The sequence below is a fragment of the Lacipirellula limnantheis genome (genome assembly GCF_007746075.1).
In the GTDB taxonomy this organism is placed as follows: Bacteria; Planctomycetota; Planctomycetia; order Pirellulales; family Lacipirellulaceae; genus Lacipirellula; species Lacipirellula limnantheis.
Window position 1 is genome coordinate 4,295,266 of sequence record NZ_CP036339.1, and the last position, 18,633, is coordinate 4,313,898.

General features: G+C 62.8%; 12 protein-coding genes. 8 read left to right on the top strand and 4 right to left on the bottom strand.

Annotation, left to right across the window (positions count from 1 at the left end; genetic code table 11):
• Positions 1 to 15: 15 nt before the first annotated feature.
• Positions 16 to 1,134: a hypothetical protein gene (locus tag I41_RS16545; RefSeq protein ID WP_145434019.1), complete on the bottom strand. Its 1,119-nt coding sequence runs from the start codon at positions 1,132 to 1,134 to the stop codon at positions 16 to 18.
• On the opposite strand from I41_RS16545, the gene I41_RS16550 reads away from it, so the two are divergent.
• Positions 1,133 to 1,333, top strand: coding sequence for a hypothetical protein (locus I41_RS16550; protein WP_145434020.1), 201 nt, complete (start codon positions 1,133 to 1,135; stop codon positions 1,331 to 1,333). The genes I41_RS16545 and I41_RS16550 overlap by 2 nt on opposite strands.
• 90 nt (positions 1,334 to 1,423) lie before the next feature.
• Here the strand turns inward: I41_RS16550 and I41_RS16555 are convergent, their stop codons facing one another.
• Positions 1,424 to 1,885, bottom strand: a complete 462-nt coding sequence (locus I41_RS16555; protein WP_145434021.1) for a hypothetical protein — start codon at positions 1,883 to 1,885, stop codon at positions 1,424 to 1,426.
• Between the two features lie 329 nt (positions 1,886 to 2,214).
• Between I41_RS16555 and I41_RS16560 the strand changes: the two genes are divergently transcribed.
• From I41_RS16560 to I41_RS16585, 6 genes are all read left to right on the top strand, one after another.
• On the top strand, positions 2,215 to 2,823 hold the full coding sequence (locus tag I41_RS16560) for a hypothetical protein (protein ID WP_145434022.1): 609 nt from the start codon (positions 2,215 to 2,217) through the stop codon (positions 2,821 to 2,823).
• Positions 2,804 to 4,558: a DEAD/DEAH box helicase gene (locus I41_RS16565; protein WP_210420976.1), complete on the top strand. Its 1,755-nt coding sequence runs from the start codon at positions 2,804 to 2,806 to the stop codon at positions 4,556 to 4,558. The genes I41_RS16560 and I41_RS16565 overlap by 20 nt, the downstream gene beginning before the upstream one ends.
• Positions 4,559 to 5,655: 1,097 nt before the next feature.
• A complete protein-coding gene (locus I41_RS16570; RefSeq protein WP_145434024.1) occupies positions 5,656 to 7,515 on the top strand; it encodes a M48 family metallopeptidase in 1,860 nt (619 codons plus the stop codon).
• Positions 7,516 to 8,037: 522 nt separating this feature from the next.
• Positions 8,038 to 9,378 (top strand): ankyrin repeat domain-containing protein, encoded by a 1,341-nt coding sequence (locus tag I41_RS16575; RefSeq protein ID WP_145434025.1) that lies wholly within the window; start codon positions 8,038 to 8,040, stop codon positions 9,376 to 9,378.
• 374 nt (positions 9,379 to 9,752) lie between these two features.
• On the top strand, positions 9,753 to 11,204 hold the full coding sequence (gene fumC / locus I41_RS16580; RefSeq protein WP_246133689.1) for a class II fumarate hydratase: 1,452 nt from the start codon (positions 9,753 to 9,755) through the stop codon (positions 11,202 to 11,204).
• 89 nt (positions 11,205 to 11,293) lie between these two features.
• Positions 11,294 to 13,084 carry an NAD-dependent malic enzyme gene (locus tag I41_RS16585; protein WP_145434027.1) on the top strand — a complete coding sequence of 597 codons (1,791 nt, stop codon included), beginning with the start codon at positions 11,294 to 11,296 and terminating at the stop codon, positions 13,082 to 13,084.
• Between the two features lie 100 nt (positions 13,085 to 13,184).
• Here the strand turns inward: I41_RS16585 and I41_RS16590 are convergent, their stop codons facing one another.
• Together I41_RS16590 and I41_RS16595 are read right to left on the bottom strand one after the other, a co-directional pair.
• Positions 13,185 to 14,057: a hypothetical protein gene (locus I41_RS16590; protein ID WP_145434028.1), complete on the bottom strand. Its 873-nt coding sequence runs from the start codon at positions 14,055 to 14,057 to the stop codon at positions 13,185 to 13,187.
• 700 nt (positions 14,058 to 14,757) lie between these two features.
• Positions 14,758 to 16,320 carry a tetratricopeptide repeat protein gene (locus I41_RS16595; protein WP_145434029.1) on the bottom strand — a complete coding sequence of 521 codons (1,563 nt, stop codon included), beginning with the start codon at positions 16,318 to 16,320 and terminating at the stop codon, positions 14,758 to 14,760.
• Between the two features lie 513 nt (positions 16,321 to 16,833).
• On the opposite strand from I41_RS16595, the gene I41_RS16600 reads away from it, so the two are divergent.
• Positions 16,834 to 18,624: an ABC transporter permease gene (locus I41_RS16600; protein ID WP_145434030.1), complete on the top strand. Its 1,791-nt coding sequence runs from the start codon at positions 16,834 to 16,836 to the stop codon at positions 18,622 to 18,624.
• The last annotated feature ends 9 nt before the right edge of the window (positions 18,625 to 18,633 follow it).

The following is an 18,633-nucleotide window of genomic DNA, read 5'->3' on the forward strand; positions in this document are numbered from 1 at the left end:
CTCAGGATTCCGGACTCAATAGACGCCGACGGTCGTTGCGTCGGCCAGTTCATGGAATGGCCGGACGCCGCTGACGCCATCCCACGGATACTTCGCGAAGGGCTTCTCGCGCTCCCCTTCGTCTCGTTCGAGGAAGCCGGGAACGAAGAATTCCTTCGTGAGCGTCGTCAGCTTGACGCGACCGGTCGCGCCGTACTCGACGACCTTGTCGTAATCATCAAACTCCACCACTTCCACGACGGCTCGCGGCTGGGGGGCGTAATAGCTAATTTTGTAGCCATCTTCCTTCGTGACTGGCTTCGAGCAGGCGAGCCCCATGAGCGTGTTGCCGTAGGTCGGCGTCATGTAGATGCCGCTCTTTTCCGGCGGACCGCCGAAGAGCTCCTCGACGCAAAACCGCGTCCACTGCGGGGTGAACTCGGTACCGCCTGAGAAGATGCCGGTGATTCCTTGCTCGGCGAGGCTCGTTCCCTTCTCTTCGAGCGCCAGGCAAAGCGCCTCGATCAACTTCGGCGTACCAAACATGCACTTCACGTCGTGACCGGCGCCCAGGATGGTAATCGCCTGATCGATGCAATGCTTCTTATACGCTTCGAGGTGCTCCATCCACCCCTTCTTGATCAGCTTGATCACCCAGCGCGGGTCGAGATCGATGCAGAAGCAGATCCCGCCGCGATGCTGGGCGAGATGCTCCACCGCCAGGCGCAGCCGCCGCGGGCCGCTCGGGCCGAGCATCAACCAGTTCGAACCCTTGGGAAAATACTTGTCGGGCAGCGTGTCGCTGAAGTTCGAGTAGTCGGTGCGAAAGTCGTCGATCGCGATCCGGCTCTTGGGGATGCCGGTGGTGCCGCCTGTTTCAAAGACGTAAACCGGCTTGTCGGCCAAGCCCTTTGGCACCCAGCGCCGCACGGGGCCGCCGCGGAGCCACTCGTCTTCGAACGCCGGGAACTTCTTCAAGTCGTCGTACGACTTGATCTCGGTGAGCGGATCGAACTTCAGCTCGCGCTTCTTCTCGAGCCAGAACGGGCAGCCTGTCGAGTCGTGAAAATGCCACGCCACGGTCTCGACTGTGTGGGCGTCGAGCGCCGCGCGGGCGGCGCTGGCCGCGGCCGAGAGATCTCCATCGGATGCCATGCTGGTCGGACTCCAATATCGTTCGACAGGTCAACTTGTCGCCACGGTCCGACAAGGCTCGCGCGGCAACAGCGGCGAACGCCAACGTTTCGCGAGCTTCGACGGCGCAGATTCGATGGCGAGCGGCGAAGCAGCGCCCCCCGAAGCGTCGAAGGTGGTGCGCAGATTCGCACGTTTCGACTGCCGCGAGCAGCATTGACCATACCGCAACGAAGATGGCTCGACAACCGCCGGCCCCGCTGGCGACGTACGGTCGCCCGAACGGCATCGACGCAGATCAGACCTGGCTCTAGCTCTGAGCCTGCTGCGGATTGTTGCCCAATTGGGCGAGCACCTGAATCACGCCGTTAAGATGCGCCAAACGCGGTCCGTAGCGATCGACGAATTCATTCAGCATGAATTCGCCGTAGGCCATGTCATCGGCCGATTCGTTGATATCCTCGGTCATCCGCTCAAGATACTCGACCTGCACGCGGCTGAGCGACTCGGCGGCTTCCCGGCAGGAATTGGCCAGTCGAGGGTTCGCCGTCTTCCACTGGTGGAGTTCCTGCAACCGTTGCTTGTGCGACGTGGCGAGAATGCCGCATAACTCTTCGAGAATCTCGTTCGTGCGATCTTGAGCCGCCAGCACCTCCCGCAACAACTCGGTCTGTTCCGTCGCCGTGTGCGCCCCCACGCGCGAATGGTTGGCGGCGGCAGTAACGTCGACCTGCGTGTACATCGCGGGCGCGGCGGGGTGACTATGCGACATCGTCGAGTTGTTTCCTTTCCGGACGCCGACGCAAGCCCATCGGCGACGAGTGAATCATCCTGACAAGACGGGAGTTTTAACGAAAGCGACCGCCGCCCTCCGCTGCGGCCGCATGACCCTGTTTGGCAATCCCTCCAGTGTAATGCGACTTCAATTTTTTTCCAGCTACCGGCACCCCTTACCAGACAAAATGAAGGGTCTAAAGTCAGCCCGCCGCGACTCCCGATGGGTTAGGTACCACGATTGACCTCCTGGCCCGCGAGGGCCACGGCTGTGCATGGATGCCGGCCGATCGACGCCCGCCCCCGCCCGCCTCGGACCCGCCCGGCATGGATGCCGCTCCCGCCAAAGCCACGGCTGCCTTTGGATTTTTGACGGTGCTGGAAAGCGCCGAGCATGGACTCTTTGGCGGTTATCTCGTGCTATCGCCGCAGGGCCGCCCCCTGGAGTTTCGCTGCAGCACGCCGGTGGCCGCGAGTCGTGCGCAAGAGATACTGTATGGGCCGACCTTGCGGCCATATCTCGTTGCGGAGGTCATTGGCAAGGCGTTGATAGCAGGCGCCGAGCTCGACGCGGCGGTCATTCTCACTGATCAACACGATATGTTGCCTCTCGCGCTGCTGCGCCATGAAGAGGTGCTGCTAGTACAGGAACCCGACGCCGCAGCAGCGACGTTCCCCGTAGCCGCAACGAGCGCCGACGCGGCGAGCGACGTTGAACTCGCCGAACCGCGCACGTCGCTGATCATCAACGGCTGCGAAATCATCGCGTCGACGGTCTCCACGAGGACGCCGGCCGAAATCGCGACGCTCCTGGAACCGCTGGCCGCAAACGTGTACCTCGCGGAACCATTTCAGCGAATCCGCGCCGCGCTGACCGAAGCGCAGCTGGCCTCGCATGACGACGCGGAGTCCGCACATGACCGCGCCGCCGCTTAACGGGCTGGGACGGCGCCCGCCGATCGAGGTGATCCGGTTCCCGCTGGAGCCGATCGCGCCGCCGGCGCTCGGCAGCGTCGTCTGCGAAACCAACGACGCCGCTGCGTTCGCATTGCCGCTGGAGGCACTGAAGGTCCGCACCTTCGGCCGCGTGTTGCCGGAGGGAGCCGACTCCCGCGGGCGCGGCACCCTGTTCGGCGGCGCTCGTCGGCAAGCGTCGCCCGCGCCAGGGCTCGTCGCCGGCCAGCCGCGTCATGCGCCGTCGCCTCCGCGCTCGGCGACCAGGATCCGCGCGCCGCGCGACGTGGTCCGGCTCGAAGACCGCCTCGCCTATTTGCTGCAGCCGCCGCTGGAGAACTTGCTCGCGGCCGAAGCGCTCGACTTTCCTTTCAGGCCGTTTCCGTATCAGCTCGACGGCATCGCCTACCTCTACCCGCGGCACGAGGCGGTGCTGGCCGACGAGATGGGGCTCGGCAAGACGATGCAGACCGTCGTGTCGCTGCGGTTGCTCGCGCATCAGGGGCTGGTGCGGCGAGCGCTGTTGGTCTGCCCGAAGCCGCTGGTGACCAACTGGCGACGCGAGTTCAGCCAGTGGGCGCCGGAGCTTCCCGTTACGATCGTGGAAGGGAGCCAGTCGCAGCGTCAGTGGCTGTGGAACAACGCCGCGGAGGGGGTGCTGATCGCCAATTACGAGTTGATTGTCCGCGATCGGCAGCTGGCGGTGAACGTCCCGACGCCGTTCGATTTGATGGTCGTTGACGAAGCCCAGCGGATCAAGAATCGCGCGGGCGCCACGCACGAGTCGATCTGCGCCATCCCGCGCGAGCGGAGCTGGGCCCTCACCGGGACGCCGATCGAGAACAGCGCCGACGACCTCGTCGGCATCTTCGAGTTCGTTTCGCCGGGCCGGTTGCGTCCGCAGATGAAGACCTCCGCCATTCGCTCGGCCGTGGCCGATCACGTTCTCCGTCGCACCAAGGACCAGGTGCTGACGCAGTTGCCGCCGAAACTGGTTCGCGACGCCGACGTCCAACTCACGCCGGAGCAATGGGCGACGTACCAACGGGCCGAAGAGGAGGGGGTCATCCGCCTGAACGACATCGGGGCCGAGTTGACGATCCAACATGTCTTCGAACTCGTGCTGCGATTGAAGCAAATCTGCAACTTCGACCCCGCGACCGGCGCGAGCGCCAAGCTCGACCGGCTCGAAGCCGATCTCGAAGAGTGCGCCGCCAGCGGACGCAAGGCGATCATTTTCAGCCAGTGGGTCGACGCCATCGACAAGCTCCGCGGCCGCCTCGCCCGCTTCGGACCATTGGAGTATCACGGCCGCATCCCCTCGCACCGGCGCGACGCCGTTATCGAGGAGTTCCGCCACGATCCGACGAAGAACATCCTGCTGATGAGCTACGGCGCGGGGAGCGTTGGGCTCAATCTGCAGTTTGCCAGCTACGTCTTCCTGTTTGACCGTTGGTGGAATCCGGCCGTCGAGGACCAGGCGATTAACCGGGCCCACCGCATCGGCGCGACCGGCCCGGTGACGGTGACGCGGTTCCTGGCCACGGGCACGATCGAAGAACGGATCGATCGCATCCTTGCCGAGAAACGCGAGTTGTTCGACGCCGTGTTCGACGACGAGCCGACGACGCGGAAGCTGGGTCTGTCGCGCGACGAGATTTTTGGTCTGTTCAACTTGCGGTTTCCGGAGGCGAAGCCGGAAGCGGCGGCGGCTTGAGGCTGCTGTCGTTCTCGGGGGTTCATTTGAACCGCCAAGGATGCCATGGACGCCATGGACGCCAAGGACGCCAAGGAAATGCGGGGAGGAGTTGGAACAGCGGATGAACGCTGATGGACACGGATGATCAGGCGTTTTGACGTTCCTTGTTGACGTTCGTTGGTCCTCATCCTTCCGTCCGCTTTCCACGGCACTTGCTTTTTGTCGCTGAACTTCTGTCGCGGGACGCGCTTTTGGCGACAGAAGTCACAAGTCGCTTCGCTGGTTGCATTTGCGACGAGCACATCCGGCGACACAATTGGCGAGAGAAATCGCAGCCGCGCCGGTGTTGAGCGCCGGCTCCCGATACGCACGAGCTTTGGCTCCGGCTGGCAAGTTTAGCCGCCGGGCCGGCGGTCCGCTTTCTGTCGCAGTTACTGAATTTTGTCGCCGCGTCTGAATTCTGTCGCGGCGCTCATTTTTAGCGACAGAAAGCCGAAGTTGCTGTCGCGACTGAGGTTACGCTCGAGATCACGGGCGACAATTTGACAGCTGACGCTACGGTAGCGGGCGTTGGTCTGCGGAAGACGGGGTCTCTGCCTGTCTGCCAAGTCGGACATGTGTGCCAAGGCCGCCGAGGGAACTTGGCCGACTTGCAACAAATGGACAAAACTCGCCATCGTCGCGCCGGGATCGTGCGGCTGTCGTCGTTTGCTTTGCGGTGTGCAAGCGGCTGGGCCATCGAGTTATCAATGAGCGGACCGATTCATCCGTACGGTAGCAGGTTGGGTGGCCAATTTCTGTGGTAAAGTCTGCGGGATTATTTTTTCGATTGGCTGGCGAAAGAAAGGCTCTCGTCGAGGCGAGTGAGAAGCGCCAGAGGAGCTTGCCTGCCGATTGGCTGGCTGGGAACCGGACTGTGGTCAACCTGCCGCCAGCCGTTAATTGCAACCGCACGGGCGCCTCTTATTGGCAGGACGCCAGTCGCGTCGGCGGAGGGCCGCGTTAATGATTTTTCGGTCTGAATTCTACTATGGTATTTCCCGGGTCGGCTGGGCAAAATCTGTCGTCTCCCCGTTCGATATTTTCCTGCGGGCGTCGCTTGAGGAGCACACGACATGTCTCGCCCTTCCGTGAAGGCCCCGACACCCGGCTTTGCCAAGACGTTTGTTTGGCCGGCGTTGTTGATTTTCGCTGTGCCGGCGGCGTCGCTCTGGTTCTTCAATCACGTGGAGGCGAGCTTTGACGCCGACGCGCTCCAAGGAATCATCCAAGGCGTGAATGCAGACGACGGCTTATCGCCCGAAGAGAAGACCGCTGCGATTCAGTTCTTCACAGAGAATCCGGTCTCAAAGCTAGAGGCGAGCGGAGCAGTCGACCTCGATCTTCCGGCGCAACTGCGGTTCTACTACGCCACGTTTCGCTGGATGATCCGGTTATCGCTCTGGTCGCTGGCGGCGGGACTGATCGTTCTGGCGCTCGTCGGCGCCTGCATCCCGATCTCGATGCGCTCCCCGCCAGCGCAGTACCTTTGCCTATCGGCCGGATGGCATGTACTGCGGATTTACGGCGCGTTCCAAGCCATTGTGACCGGCGTGTTGCTGATCGCGCTGTCGTTTTGGGTCACCGCGTTCTGGTTTGAAGCCTATTTCGTCAAGCTCATCATCATCGCGGGCGTTCTCGCCTTGGCCGGCATCGGCGCGGTGATCGCCGGGATTTTCAAACGAACGCCGATAGTCAACCGAGTTGCAGGCAAACCGGCCGTTTCGGCGGCGAATGCGCCGCTGTTCCAGCGGCTGCGCGAGATTTGCGACAAAGTGGGCACGACCCCGCCGGATAACGTCATTCTGGGGATCGACAACAACTTTTTCGTCACGGAACTGCCGGTGACGGTGAACGATCAAACATACGAAGGGCGAACGCTGTTCGTAAGCTTGTCGTTGCTCAAGCAGCTGCATGACGAGGAAGCCGACGCGATTCTCGCGCATGAAATGGCCCATTTCAGCGGCAACGACACGCTTTACTCGAAAAAAATTGCACCGCTGTTGAACAAATACGCCCATTACCTCGGCTCCTTGCGGCAGGGAGGGGCGGCGCTGCCGGTGTTCTATTTTATGAATTTCTTTCGGGCGCTATTTGAGCTATCGCTGTCGCGGTTGAGTCGGGAACGTGAGTTTCGCGCTGATCGAATTGCGCGGGAGGCGACTTCAGCGCCGGCAGTCGCGGGCGCGCTGACCCGCGTGATTGCCTACGCTGCGTATCGCCGCAAGGTCGAGCAACAACTTTTCGAGGAGGAGGTCGCCCTGGAAGAGGCGAACGTCGCCGAGCGAATCGAGCAGGGTTTTCCCGAGTTCGCGGCGTCGTTTCTTGCGCAGCCAGGAGCGGGTGAAGTCGAGTTGGCCCATCCATTCGACACCCATCCTCCGCTCGCTCAGCGATTGGAAGCGATTGGCCTGCGCCTCGAAATGCCGGAGACCCGCTCGCTCTTGGCGCTGGCGGGGAATGGGCGATGGTTTGAGCGGATCGCCGATGCGGCGGAACTGGAACGGGCGCAGTGGGACGAATTCGAGGAGCAGTTCCGGAACTATCACGAGCAGTCGCTCCCCTATCGATATCTGCCGGCGACGGAGGAGGAGCGGGCGGTGGTCGTTCGACATTTCCCGGCGGTGACGTTTGCGGGCAAAGAGGGTGCGTTGACGATCGACTTTGAAAAACTGTCGTTCGCGAAATGGAGCGAGCCGCTCTTGTTTGCCGAGGTAAGGCAATTCCAGCTGACGGACGGCGGAGAGCTGCAGATTAGCTTCGCGCGCGGGGAGAAGGGGAAGCAGAAGACGGCGATCAAGCTGAAGAAATTCCCGAATCAGCAAGAGATCGTCGATGCACTCAATCGATATTGGGGACGCTATCAGAGCGCCGTTGCTTATCGGCGGCAACTGGCGGAGGGCGCTGCGAATGAAGCTGTAAAATCAGATGCTTGAGAGGGTATCGCGAGGGTGGCCCCGACACTCGGCCGTTAATAGCCGTCAAATCCAAGACGTCCAGCCGGCCGCGTGTCGGCATCGCTGCGGATACAAGTGGCGGGCGATTTTTAAGTTAGATTAGTTCCTGTCGCCAACGGCAACAGCGACGCCATCGCGGTTAGGGCATCGAGAATTGATTACCCCACGCACGAGGGTGTCGGCGCCACTCACGGCGGCGGCATATAGCGTTTAGCTGAGAAACCTAATTGATTTCTGAACCATTGGTTACTTGTCGGAGCCGCCTTGCAACCTTTTCGCCAATTTGCGTCCGTCATCGCCCTACTCGCAGCCCCTGCGCTGGTCGGATGTGCCGGCGGTGCCGATCGCATGAATACTTATGAACTAATGACGGCGGCAGCGGCGGCCCAAAGCGCCGGACGGATCGAGGATGCTGGCTTTCTCTTTCTCGCCGGGCAGGCGCGGTATCAGATCGACAAGCAAGTCTTCCCGCCTGTTGCAAAGGGAGCGGATGATCCGGGAGTGCTCAAGGCGGCACTGAGCGCGACGATTGGCCAATCGATCCAACCCGCTCTTGCCAACGATCCTGTTGCTTTTGCGAACGCCGTATCTCGTTTCGCCAAATGGTCGCCAGAGCTCAGCGACGGCTATGATCCGGGATGGGAATATCGAAATCGACTCAGCGACAAACAAGCGGCGGCCGTCGTCACGACGATCATGACGCCGGCCCTTAATGCCGCACAAGCCAAGGCGGCGTTTCTTGAGGACGACGAGTACGTCCAATTGGCAAAAGTCGTCAAGGATGCTGACGCCGTGGCTCGTCGCCACATGGATGCAGTGCAGCGCGGAGGGGCGTCCAAGGAAGAAGGCGAGGCTTACAGCAAAGCGATGGCTAGCAAGAACGAGGGAGCGACGCGAATAAAGGAGATCGAGTTCGAGCTGAGCCCAGAATCCCGTTGGCACGCACTGGCGGGCTGGAAATCGGCGGATTACTTTGACGATCCGCAAATTCTCGAATTATGCGATGCGATTGAAAGAAACGACGTTCCCGAAATGGAACGGCTCATTTCGGCAGGCGCCAACGTTAATGCCCGCGGCAATGACAACATGACGCCCTTGTTGTGGGCGCTTCCTGATCGCAAGCATGAGCGATTTCGTTGCCTGCTAAACCACGGGGCGGATCCGAATGTCATTATCAGCAGCGATTTTGGAACGGCCGGTCGGCCATTCCACCCATATCCTGCGGGCGGGGCTCTGTTTTATGATCGCGGCTGCACGCCAGGCCAGTCGGTAACGCATCTTGCCGCCAGATCTCCCGACATTGAATACCTAAGGGCGGTGTTACAACATGGCGGCGATCCGAATCTAGTCGTAGCTGACAATACAAAGCTCACGCCGCTCGATATCGTCATCGATCGATATTACCCAGATATGAAAGAGCGCGTTGAGTTGCTCGTCGCCGCTGGAGCCGATCTAAACCGCTACTGCAAGTACAGAGGCGGCACACCTGCGATGCTCGCTGTCATGGAAGATCGATTCAGCATCGCCATGCAACTGCTTCAAGCTGGCGCTGATCCGACGCTTTACCGACCAGACGGCACGGAGAAGCTCATTCACTACGTTGTCCGGAAGGAGCGATTCCTCCCTAACTACCGTCAAGAACTCGCCGGCCAGTACCATGCCCTCGTGGGCTGGCTTGAAGAACACGGCGAATCGGTTGAGCAAGCGCGAGCAGATTCCCGGAGCTGGGACGAACAGTACAAGAAGGCGATGACTTCAAAAGATCACGCCCGCATAAGGAAACAGATTATCAAAGATCAGAAACGGCGAAGCCGTCCGATGGCTTCTCAAATTGCAAAATAATGTCCGACGACGGCTTTCGCCGGCAGCATAAACTCCGTCGCTCGGGCTATGCGATTGCTAACCACTTAAGCACTTGGCCAGCAAAAGAAGGGACCTGAGGATGAGCACGCCGCCCACCGGCGGAGAGCGTATGCGGGCTGTTCGCATCGCGGAGCGTCGACATGCTGGGGCGGGCGTGAGCTCGGTTTAGGGTTCGCATGCTCATGGCTTGACGGCAAGAGCATACAACGCAATGAGAACATAGCGCCCGGTCGTGAAATTGTTGTTCTCTCGAAACAATGCAAGCTACTCGCGTTGGCCGTTCTGGCGGACTTCGCTAGATTACGCCCGTCGTATCATGCGCGCTTGCTCTTCGCCGGGGGGGAATCTTGACCGTGGAATCACAGCATCCAGTCGTGGCTGACGTCCCGATTGGCATTCGGGCAACGGGAGTGCGACGCGAGACCGATTCGATGGGCGCGATCGATGTGCCGGCCGACCGGTATTGGGGAGCGCAGACGCAGCGGTCGCTGATTCACTTTTCGATCGGCGACGATCGCATGCCGAAGCGGGTGTATCACGCTTACGGCTATGTGAAGAAGGCCGCGGCGCTGGTGAACGAGGCGGCGGGGCGGTTGCCGGCCTGGAAGGCGGCGGCCATCGTCCAAGCGGCGGAGGAGGCGATCGCCGGGAAGCTGGACGATCATTTTCCGCTGTACGTTTGGCAGACTGGTTCCGGCACCCAGTCGAACATGAACGTCAACGAGGTGCTCTCGAATCGAGCCATTCAACTCTTGGGGGGCGTGCTGGGGAGCAAGTCGCCGGTCCATCCCAACGATGACGTCAACATGGGGCAGTCGTCCAACGACAGTTTCCCGACGGCGATGCATGTTGCCACGGTCATGGAACTCGATGAAGCGCTCATGCCGCGCGTCGACGCCCTGGCCCAGTCGATCGAGACGAAGTCGCAGCAGTGGATGGGGGTGGTCAAGACGGGCCGCACTCATCTGCAGGATGCGACGCCGCTGACCGTCGGGCAGGAATGGTCGGGCTATGCGGTGCAACTCCGTGAGGCGCTCGCTCGGATCGCGGCGTCGAAGGCGGGGGTCTACGAGCTGGCGGCCGGGGGGACGGCCGTCGGCACCGGGCTCAACGCGCCGGCAGGGTTCAGCAAAGAGATTGCAGCGAAAATCGCCGAGCTGACGGCAAGGCCGTTCGTCACGGCGCCGAACAAGTTCGCGGCGCAGGGATCGCTCGACGCGATCGTCGCGGTGATGGCGGCGGTGCGAGGGCTGTCGGTGGCGTTGATGAAGATCGCCAACGACATGCGGTGGCTCGCCTCGGGTCCGCGCTGCGGCTTGGGCGAGTTAATCCTGCCGGCGAATGAGCCGGGCTCGTCCATCATGCCGGGCAAGGTGAATCCGACTCAATGCGAAGCGATGGTGATGGTCTGCATCCAGGTGATCGGCGAGGACAACGCCGTCGCCTTTGCAGGGAGCCAAGGGAATTTCGAATTGAACGCGATGCGGCCGATCATCATCAACAACACGCTGCACGCGATCCGCATTCTGGGCGACGCGTGCGAGAAATTTCGACTGTACTCGGTCGAAGGAACGGAGCTGAATCTCCCCCGCATCGAGGCGATGGTCGGTCAATCGCTGATGCTGGTGACGGCGCTGTCGCCGGCGATTGGGTACGACAAAGCTTCGAAAATCGCTCACCTGGCCAATGACGAAGGCATCACGCTCAAGGCGGCCGCTTTGAAGAGCGGATTCGTCGACGAGAAACGCTTCGACGATATCGTCAACCCGGCGAACATGGTCGGACATGGCGTGGCGGGCGCCTGAATTTTCAATGAAATAAATGCAAGCGGGCAGGGGTCGATTACTAGCGGAAGGCGCATGTAGGTCTTCCTTCATTCTCAGGAGATCTCCGGATGTTTAGCAGGCAGGCGAAAGTCATCAAGGACGGCTCCGGTCGCCGCATCACGACCACGGCGCGGGGCTACGACGTGCTGCGCGATCCGGCTCTCAACAAAGGGACGGCGTTTACCAAGGCCGAGCGGGCGGCCCTGGGCCTCGACGGACTGCTACCGCCGGTGGTGACGACTGAGCTGGAACCGCAGCTCGAGCGCGCCTACGCGGCCTATCACGCGGCGCCCACCGACCTCCAGAAGCACATCTACATGTGGCGGCTGCACGACAACAACGTGACGTTGTTCTACGCGCTGCTGCAGCGCCACATGCTGGAAATCCTGCCCGTGGTATACGACCCGGTCGTCGGCGAGGCGATTGAAAACTATAGCGAGGTGATGACGCGGCCGCGCGGCGTATTTCTGAGCATTGACGAACCGCAGCAGGTGGAAGCGAAGCTGGCCGATTTCGGCGCAGGGCCGGAAGACATCGACCTGCTGGTCGCGAGCGATGCGGAGGAGATTCTTGGCATCGGCGATTGGGGCTCCAACGGCATCGATATCTCGATCGGCAAGCTGGCCGTCTACACGGCGGCGGCGGGGATCGACCCGCACCGAGTCGTGCCGGTGATTCTTGACGTCGGCACCAACAATGAAAAGTTGCTCAACGATCCGATGTACATCGGCTATCGGCACAGCCGCATTCGTGGGAAAGCCTATGACGATTTCATTGACGCCTATGTGACGGCGGCCAAAAAGCTATTCCCGAAGGCGATGTTGCATTGGGAAGATTTCGGCTCGACCAACGCCCGCCGCATCCTGAGCCGCTACCGAGACAACGCGTCGACGTTCAATGACGACATGCAGGGGACCGGCGCCATTGTGCTGTCGGGACTGCTGAACGCCGTGGAGCGCACGGGAACCGCCTGGACCGAACAGCGCGTCGTCATCTTCGGCTCCGGCACAGCGGGGGTAGGCATCGCCGATCAGATTCGCGACCTGATGGTGCGGCATGGCTTGAAGCCGGAGGAAGCCGCGCGTCGGATTTGGCTGGTTGATCTCCCTGGCCTGCTGACCGCCGAAATGAAGGAGGGACTGCTCGACTACCAGCGTCCCTACGCTCGCGACGAACAAGAGGTGGCCCCGCTGCAGCGCACTCCGTGCGAACCGATTCCGGCGGCGGAAACTCGCTGGCCGAAGATGGCGGCACTACGATCGGCGGCCGCGGCGAAAGGAGGGATCATCGACCTGGCCACGGTCGTCGCCACGGTGAAGCCGACGATCCTGATCGGCACGTCGACCACGCCGCAGCAGTTCACTGAAAAGATCGTGCGGTCGATGGCGGCAGCGACGGAGCACCCGATCATCTTCCCGCTCTCCAATCCGACGGAGCTTCACGAAGCGACGCCGACTCAGATTTTGACCTGGACGAACGGCAAGGCCTTCGTCGCCACGGGAGCACCGTTTGACGACGTGAAGCTAAACGGCGTGACCTATGCGATTGGACAGGCGAACAATGCCGCGCTGTACCCTGGGCTCGGCCTGGGCGTCGTCGTCTCACGGGCCTCGATGGTGTCCGACGAAATGATTTTCGCGGCGGCGCAGGCCGTCGCCGGGCAGGCTCCGGCCGCGACGCCGGGGGCGTCCCTGCTTCCCTCGAACGCGGACTTGCGCACGACTTCCAGCATGGTGGCGGTGGAAGTGGCGCGGACGGCAATCCGCCAAGGTCTGGCGCGCGAACCGCTGGGGGACGTGGTCGAGGCGGTGCGCCAGTCGCAGTGGTGGCCGGTGTATGTGCCGGTGGAGGCAGTTTGACGCCGCGCCCTCGCGGCCGACGGGATGTTTCCGTGCGTTCCCGCTCACGTCTAAACGCGGAGCGCGAGTAGTTCGCACCGACTGCGGCGGCGTGACCACGCTAATCGACTCGCTCGAAGCGGCGGAGGAGCGTGTCGAGCGTCTGGTTGAGGGCTCCCGACAAGGGTTCGTCGAGCGACGTGGGCGGCGGGGTGTCGGAGGCGGCGGCGATGAAGCCGTTCCATTGTAAGCGCACGGGCCAGTGGCTGAGTTCCGCGGTTTGATTGACGCGCTGGAGGACGCGGAGGGCCCAAAAGGCGCCCCAGGCGTCTCGAAAGGCGAGCCAGCGCGTGGTTTGCGGCAGGGCGGCAGGTGGTGAGTCGATCTGGCGGAACGCCGCGAGGCCGCAAGCGGCGAGGAAGAGGGTCAGGGCGGCGGCGACGCGCGTAGTGGCCGGCAGAGCACCGGCGCTGCTGGTCGCGGCGCCAAAGAGCACGGCTTGCGCGCCGGCGACCAGCAGGGCGGAGAGTGTAAAGCGCGTGGGGAGGTAGTTGAGCAATCCCATGGCGATGAAGCCCCAGAGGAGCCAGCGCCAGACGCCAAATAGTTCAAGCTGGGTGCCGCCGGGGGAGGCGAGCGCCTGCGCGACCGGCACGAGCAGCACGAGCCACAGCGAGGCGACGACCCATTGCCAGCCGCGGTCTTGGGGTCGCTTGGCGCCGAGGACCGCCGTCAGCGGGCAGAAGGTCCCGACGGCGGCGGCGTAGCGCCAGAGGGACGCCGGCAGCGTCGTGGGCGGCAGATGGCGATAGGCCAGCATCGCTTCGACAGCGGCGATGGCAACGGCGGCGGCGATCCACCACACGGCGGGGGCCGCGAGGGTGGCGCCGCGGACGCGGCGGAGGGCCCCCCAGCCGGCAACAGAGAGGAGGAGGGCCAGAGCGCAGGGCCACCATCCGCTAAGTTCGGGGAGCTGCGTCGCGGCGGTGGGCATGGCTGATGGCGGTCGGAACGGACGTTGACGGCTGGTTGGGGCGAAATCGGCCCGCTTTTCGGCCGCCCAGTTCGCCGGTCCGATTGTAGCGGTCGCGGCGGGGTGAAAGCATGGGCAAACTTGCGCGCGTTGGTTGCCGGGGGTGCGCGCGTGACGCATGATTCGGCAGCGAAGAATATCCCCCCGATCGCGATGGCGACCCGGACGGTTATTCGCTGCAACCAGCACATTTGAATGCTTCGGACGCGCGCCGCGCCAACTGGGGAGTGAGGCGGGGCCGTGGTCGGGGCAAATGAGGGTGGGCGGGGCTCGGCAACGAGTCTCGCCCGCTCTTTTTTTATGCGCTCATTTCGCCCATCAACGCCGCGGGCTTTGACAATCGACGCGGCAACTTGAGCCAAACAAGGCAAGCTCGTCTACCGGCGACGCCGGGTGGCTTTGATTGATGCTGCGGGAGGCTTCGCTTGGCGTGACGCTATCCCCTGGCGGAGCCTGGGGCTACAGGTCGAAGGCCCCGAGGTCTGAAAATGGACAGAATCGGCTTTAGCGGAGTTGGCGGAGTCGCCGATATAACTCCTATCAAAGAGACGGGAGGGCGAAACACTAGTCGTGTTTTGCTTCAGGATAAAGGTAGCGGCAAGACGACGGATCGACTTGCCGCTACCTTTTTTGTTGCGCTAAGAAAAGCTTCCGCGGGTCGCTACTTCGCTGGCGGCGTCGCCACTGGCAGCGTGGTCGCGCCGGCGGTCGCCGCAGCTGGCGTGGCTGGGGCGGCGGCAGCGGCCGGCGATCCTGGCGAGGCCGGATTCGCCGCCGGCACCGTGCCGCCGAGCTCCTTGACGAGGGCTTCGGCCTCTTTGCGGTACATGAACATGCCGGCGCCGGCCTGTTGCAGCACCTGCTCCAGGGCCTTCACGGCGTTCTCTTTTTGGCCCTTGGCCACGAGGATCTTCGCCACGAGGTAGGCCGAGTCGGCGTTGAGCTGCCCGCCTTGGACGGCCTTCTGGAGGAAGGCATCGGATTCGGCGCTGCGACCGAGCTTTTGCAGGATCCAGGCGAGCGTGATGTTCGCCTGCGAATTGTTGCCGAACCGCTCGGCGTTCATCTGGGCGTAGCGGAGCGCCTTTTCTTGCTGGGCCAGATTGGGGCTGTCCGAAAGGATCAGCGCCAGCAGGTTGATCGCGCCGGCGTTGGAGGGATCAACGCTGAGGACCTGCGTCAGGGCTTCTTCAGCACCGGCGGCGTCGTTGCGCATCTTCGCCACGAGGCCGTCGAGCATCAGGGCCGCCACGGACTGCGGGGCGTTCTTGCGCATTTCCTCGGCGACCTGCTGGGCCTTGTCGAGTTGGTTCTGCTGGATCAGCCACTCGGCGTAGGCGCGGGACGTGGCCTCGTTCTTGCCGTCTTCCTTGTAGGCTTGCTCGAACGCCTTTTTCGCTTCGTCGAGCTTGGCATCTTGCGTGAAGAGTTGGCCCAAGACCACGTACGGATGGCCCGACTGGGCGTTGAGCTCGCGGGCCTTCTTGAATTCGTTGAAGGCGTCGGCGGGCTTCTTCAGGCGGAACATCGTTTCGCCCAGGCGGGTATGGGCGGCGGCGCTATCGGGATCGAGTTCGACCCATTTGACGAGCAACTCGTTGGCCGGCTCCCATTGCTGGCGACGTTGGTGGACGGCCGCGAGACCGGCCAGGACGCGGATCTGGAAGTTCTGCTGACGCTTGGCGTTCTCGTTGAACTTCTCGACAAGCGACTTCGCTTTTTCAAACAAGGCGTGCGACTCGGTGGTGCGGCCTTCGGCGAACGCGAGGTCGGCCAGCAGCAAGTAGGCCTCGGGGTCGTTGGGATAATTGGTGACGGTCGATTCGAGCAGCATGCGAGCCTGCTCGCCGTTGCGCGCGAAGACTTGGAGCTTGGCCAGCATCAAGTCGACCGGGGGGAGCTTCGGATACTTCTGCTTGGCAATGTCGAGATATTCCTTGGCTCCCGGCAAATCGCCGTTTTTGAAGCGCTGCAGGGCGTTCTCAACTTCGGGGTAGGCTTGGTTGGAGAGCGAGACCGAGTCGCCGATGAGATTCTCGACGGTGAACGGATCTTGCGCGGCGGCGACGCCGCCGGCGGGAGCGGCTGCAGCCGGGGCTGCCGCCGCGGGGGCGCCGGCAGCAGGCGCCTGAGCGAGGACGCTGCCTTGCTGCATGCCGATGGCCGCGGCCGTCAGAGCGGCGAGGCTCCGACCGAGAACGCCGCGAAACTTGGGCGAAGTCATGATCAACCTTTCGTGAGTAGATGCCCCCGGCGCGGTCAATCGTCGCCGAAGATATTGGATTGAGTGTCTGGCGCCTGGGTCGCTGCTGCGCCGAGCGGCGCTCGCCTCATTCTAAACGAAGGCGCGGGCTCGGCGACACTAGATTGTAGGGCGTCGGGCGTCTGGGGCCATGGGGCGCCGTCGACTCGCAGGCCTGTAGCGATCGTATCGGTTAGGCGGCTTTCGGACGCGGAGATGCGCTCGTCGCGGAGGCCAGGCCGCCAAGGGCATCAAGAGCCTGAAACGGGCCGCCGGCGTCGACCCGCGACGTTCGGTCTCGTTCATTGACCGCGGCGTGCCATCGGCGTTGTCGACGCCCGACTCGGGGCCTGGTCGCCCAGAGGCGTGGCGGGGCGTTTCTCGACGGGTCGCGGCAAACCGCCTATATTGAGAATCTCTACAATCTCCGGCGCGTTGTCGTTCAGGCGGCCCCGCCTTTCAATTATTGTTTCGTCGCGCAAAGGAACCCCTAGCTTGTTGGTTGGGCCCGTCTTTAACCGAGAGTTGGCGACGGCCCCGCGATCCTGGCGGCTCTATCTCTCGCGGGCGATCTACGTTGGCGCGCTGTTTGGGCTGGTCTGCACAGCGTGGCTGATTCTCTTCGGTTCGCAACCGATGCGGACGCTGGGGGACCTCGCCCGTTTTGGCTCGGCGATCTTTGCGCTCTTGGCGCCGGTGCAGTTGGCGATGGCGATTGGATTTTCTGCGCTGCTGACGGCGGCAGCGGTCGCGCAGGAGAAGGACCGACGAACGCTCGACTTGTTGCTGATGACGCGGATGACGAATTCGGAGTTGGTCATCGGCAAGTTGCTGGCGAGCATGCTGACGGTGCTCGTGCTGATATTGTCGGCCGTGCCGCTGTTCCTGCTGCTGGCAATGCTGGGCGGGGTCTCTCACGGCCAGATCGCGCGGGTGTTCGGCGTGACGCTGGCGGCGGCGCTCGCGGCGGGGAGTCTGGGGTCGACGATTGCGCTGTGGCGCGAGAAGACGTTTCAGTCGCTGGCGATGACCGCACTGGCGTTGATGATCTGGCTGCTTGCGGGAGAGGCGGTGGCGGCGCTGCGTGACGACGCGCGCGGACTGCTCGGCGCCGCGCCGAGCGAATGGGCCGTCGCCGTCAGTCCTGTGCGCGCGATTTTCGCCGCGGCGGCGCCGCGAACTTCCCTCACGCCAATGTTTGCCGGAGCGCCGTGGCTCGGCGCGCCGTCGGATTTCTTTACCATCGCTGCGGCGGCCTTGGCGTTGGCGTTGAACGCGCTCGCGATTCTGCTCGTCCGCGTGTGGAACCCGACGCGCGAAGCGCGGCCGCAGACGGCCGATGAGTCGCACGACGGGGCGCTGGCCGACGCGCCGCGCGACGTTCACGCCGCTCCGGGTCGCACGAAGGAAGTCTGGGATAATCCCATTCTCTGGCGTGAGATCTGCACCTGGGCTTACGGCAAGAAGGTGGTCGTCATCAAGATTGCGTACCTGGCAATCTTCGCCGCCTGCGCGTGGGCGATGTACGGCGTGCTGCAGGCCGAGCCCACGCCGACCGTGGGAGGCGCGCTACCCGACGCCTCGCGGGCCGTCGTTCCGCTGCTTGTGTTGGGGTTGGTGCTGGTCAATGCGTTGGCGGTGACTTCCATCACCAACGAACGAGACGCCGGGGCGCTCGACTTGCTGCTGGTGACCGACCTGTCCCCGAAGGAGATCATCTTCGGCAAGCTGGGCGGCGTGCTCTACAACGCTAAGGAAATGATTTTGCTACCGGCGTTGTTATGCGTGGTCTGCTGGTGGTTTGACCGGATCACGACGGAGAATCTGCTGTTCATGCTCGGCAGCTTGCTGGTGCTCAATGGGTTTGTGGCGATGCTGGGCGTCCATTCGGGGATGACGTACCCGAACTCGCGCTCCGCCGTCGGCGTAAGCCTAGGCACGCTGCTGTTTTTGCTGCTCGGGGTGGCCGTGTGCATGCGGATGATGGTCGCGTTTCAGGCGAACTTCGAGAACCAATTGTTGTCGTTTGCGGCCTTTATGCTCGGAGGCGGGGCAGGGCTCTTCTTCGCCCTGGGGCGGCGCAATCCGTCGCCGGCGATTTGGTGGGCCTCGATGCTTGCGCCGTTCGCCACGTTTTACGTCATTTCGACGTTCCTGCAATTGAGTTACGGCGCCGCGGCGCTGGTGACCATCCTCATGTACGGATTTGCAACGGCAACGCTGCTGATCCCCGCGATCTTTGAGTTCGACGTCGCCACCGGGCGGACGACCGCGCGAGACATTTAGCAGCGCACG

Coding starts and splice junctions, on each gene's coding strand:
- I41_RS16560 (WP_145434022.1), top strand. CDS start 2,215: ATGGATGCCGCTCCCGCCAAAGCCACGGCTGCCTTTGGATTTTTGACG.
- I41_RS16550 (WP_145434020.1), top strand. CDS start 1,133: ATGCTGGTCGGACTCCAATATCGTTCGACAGGTCAACTTGTCGCCACG.
- I41_RS16590 (WP_145434028.1), bottom strand. CDS start 14,057: ATGCCCACCGCCGCGACGCAGCTCCCCGAACTTAGCGGATGGTGGCCC.
- I41_RS16570 (WP_145434024.1), top strand. CDS start 5,656: ATGTCTCGCCCTTCCGTGAAGGCCCCGACACCCGGCTTTGCCAAGACG.
- I41_RS16545 (WP_145434019.1), bottom strand. CDS start 1,134: ATGGCATCCGATGGAGATCTCTCGGCCGCGGCCAGCGCCGCCCGCGCG.
- I41_RS16565 (WP_210420976.1), top strand. CDS start 2,804: ATGACCGCGCCGCCGCTTAACGGGCTGGGACGGCGCCCGCCGATCGAG.
- I41_RS16585 (WP_145434027.1), top strand. CDS start 11,294: ATGTTTAGCAGGCAGGCGAAAGTCATCAAGGACGGCTCCGGTCGCCGC.
- I41_RS16555 (WP_145434021.1), bottom strand. CDS start 1,885: ATGTCGCATAGTCACCCCGCCGCGCCCGCGATGTACACGCAGGTCGAC.
- I41_RS16595 (WP_145434029.1), bottom strand. CDS start 16,320: ATGACTTCGCCCAAGTTTCGCGGCGTTCTCGGTCGGAGCCTCGCCGCT.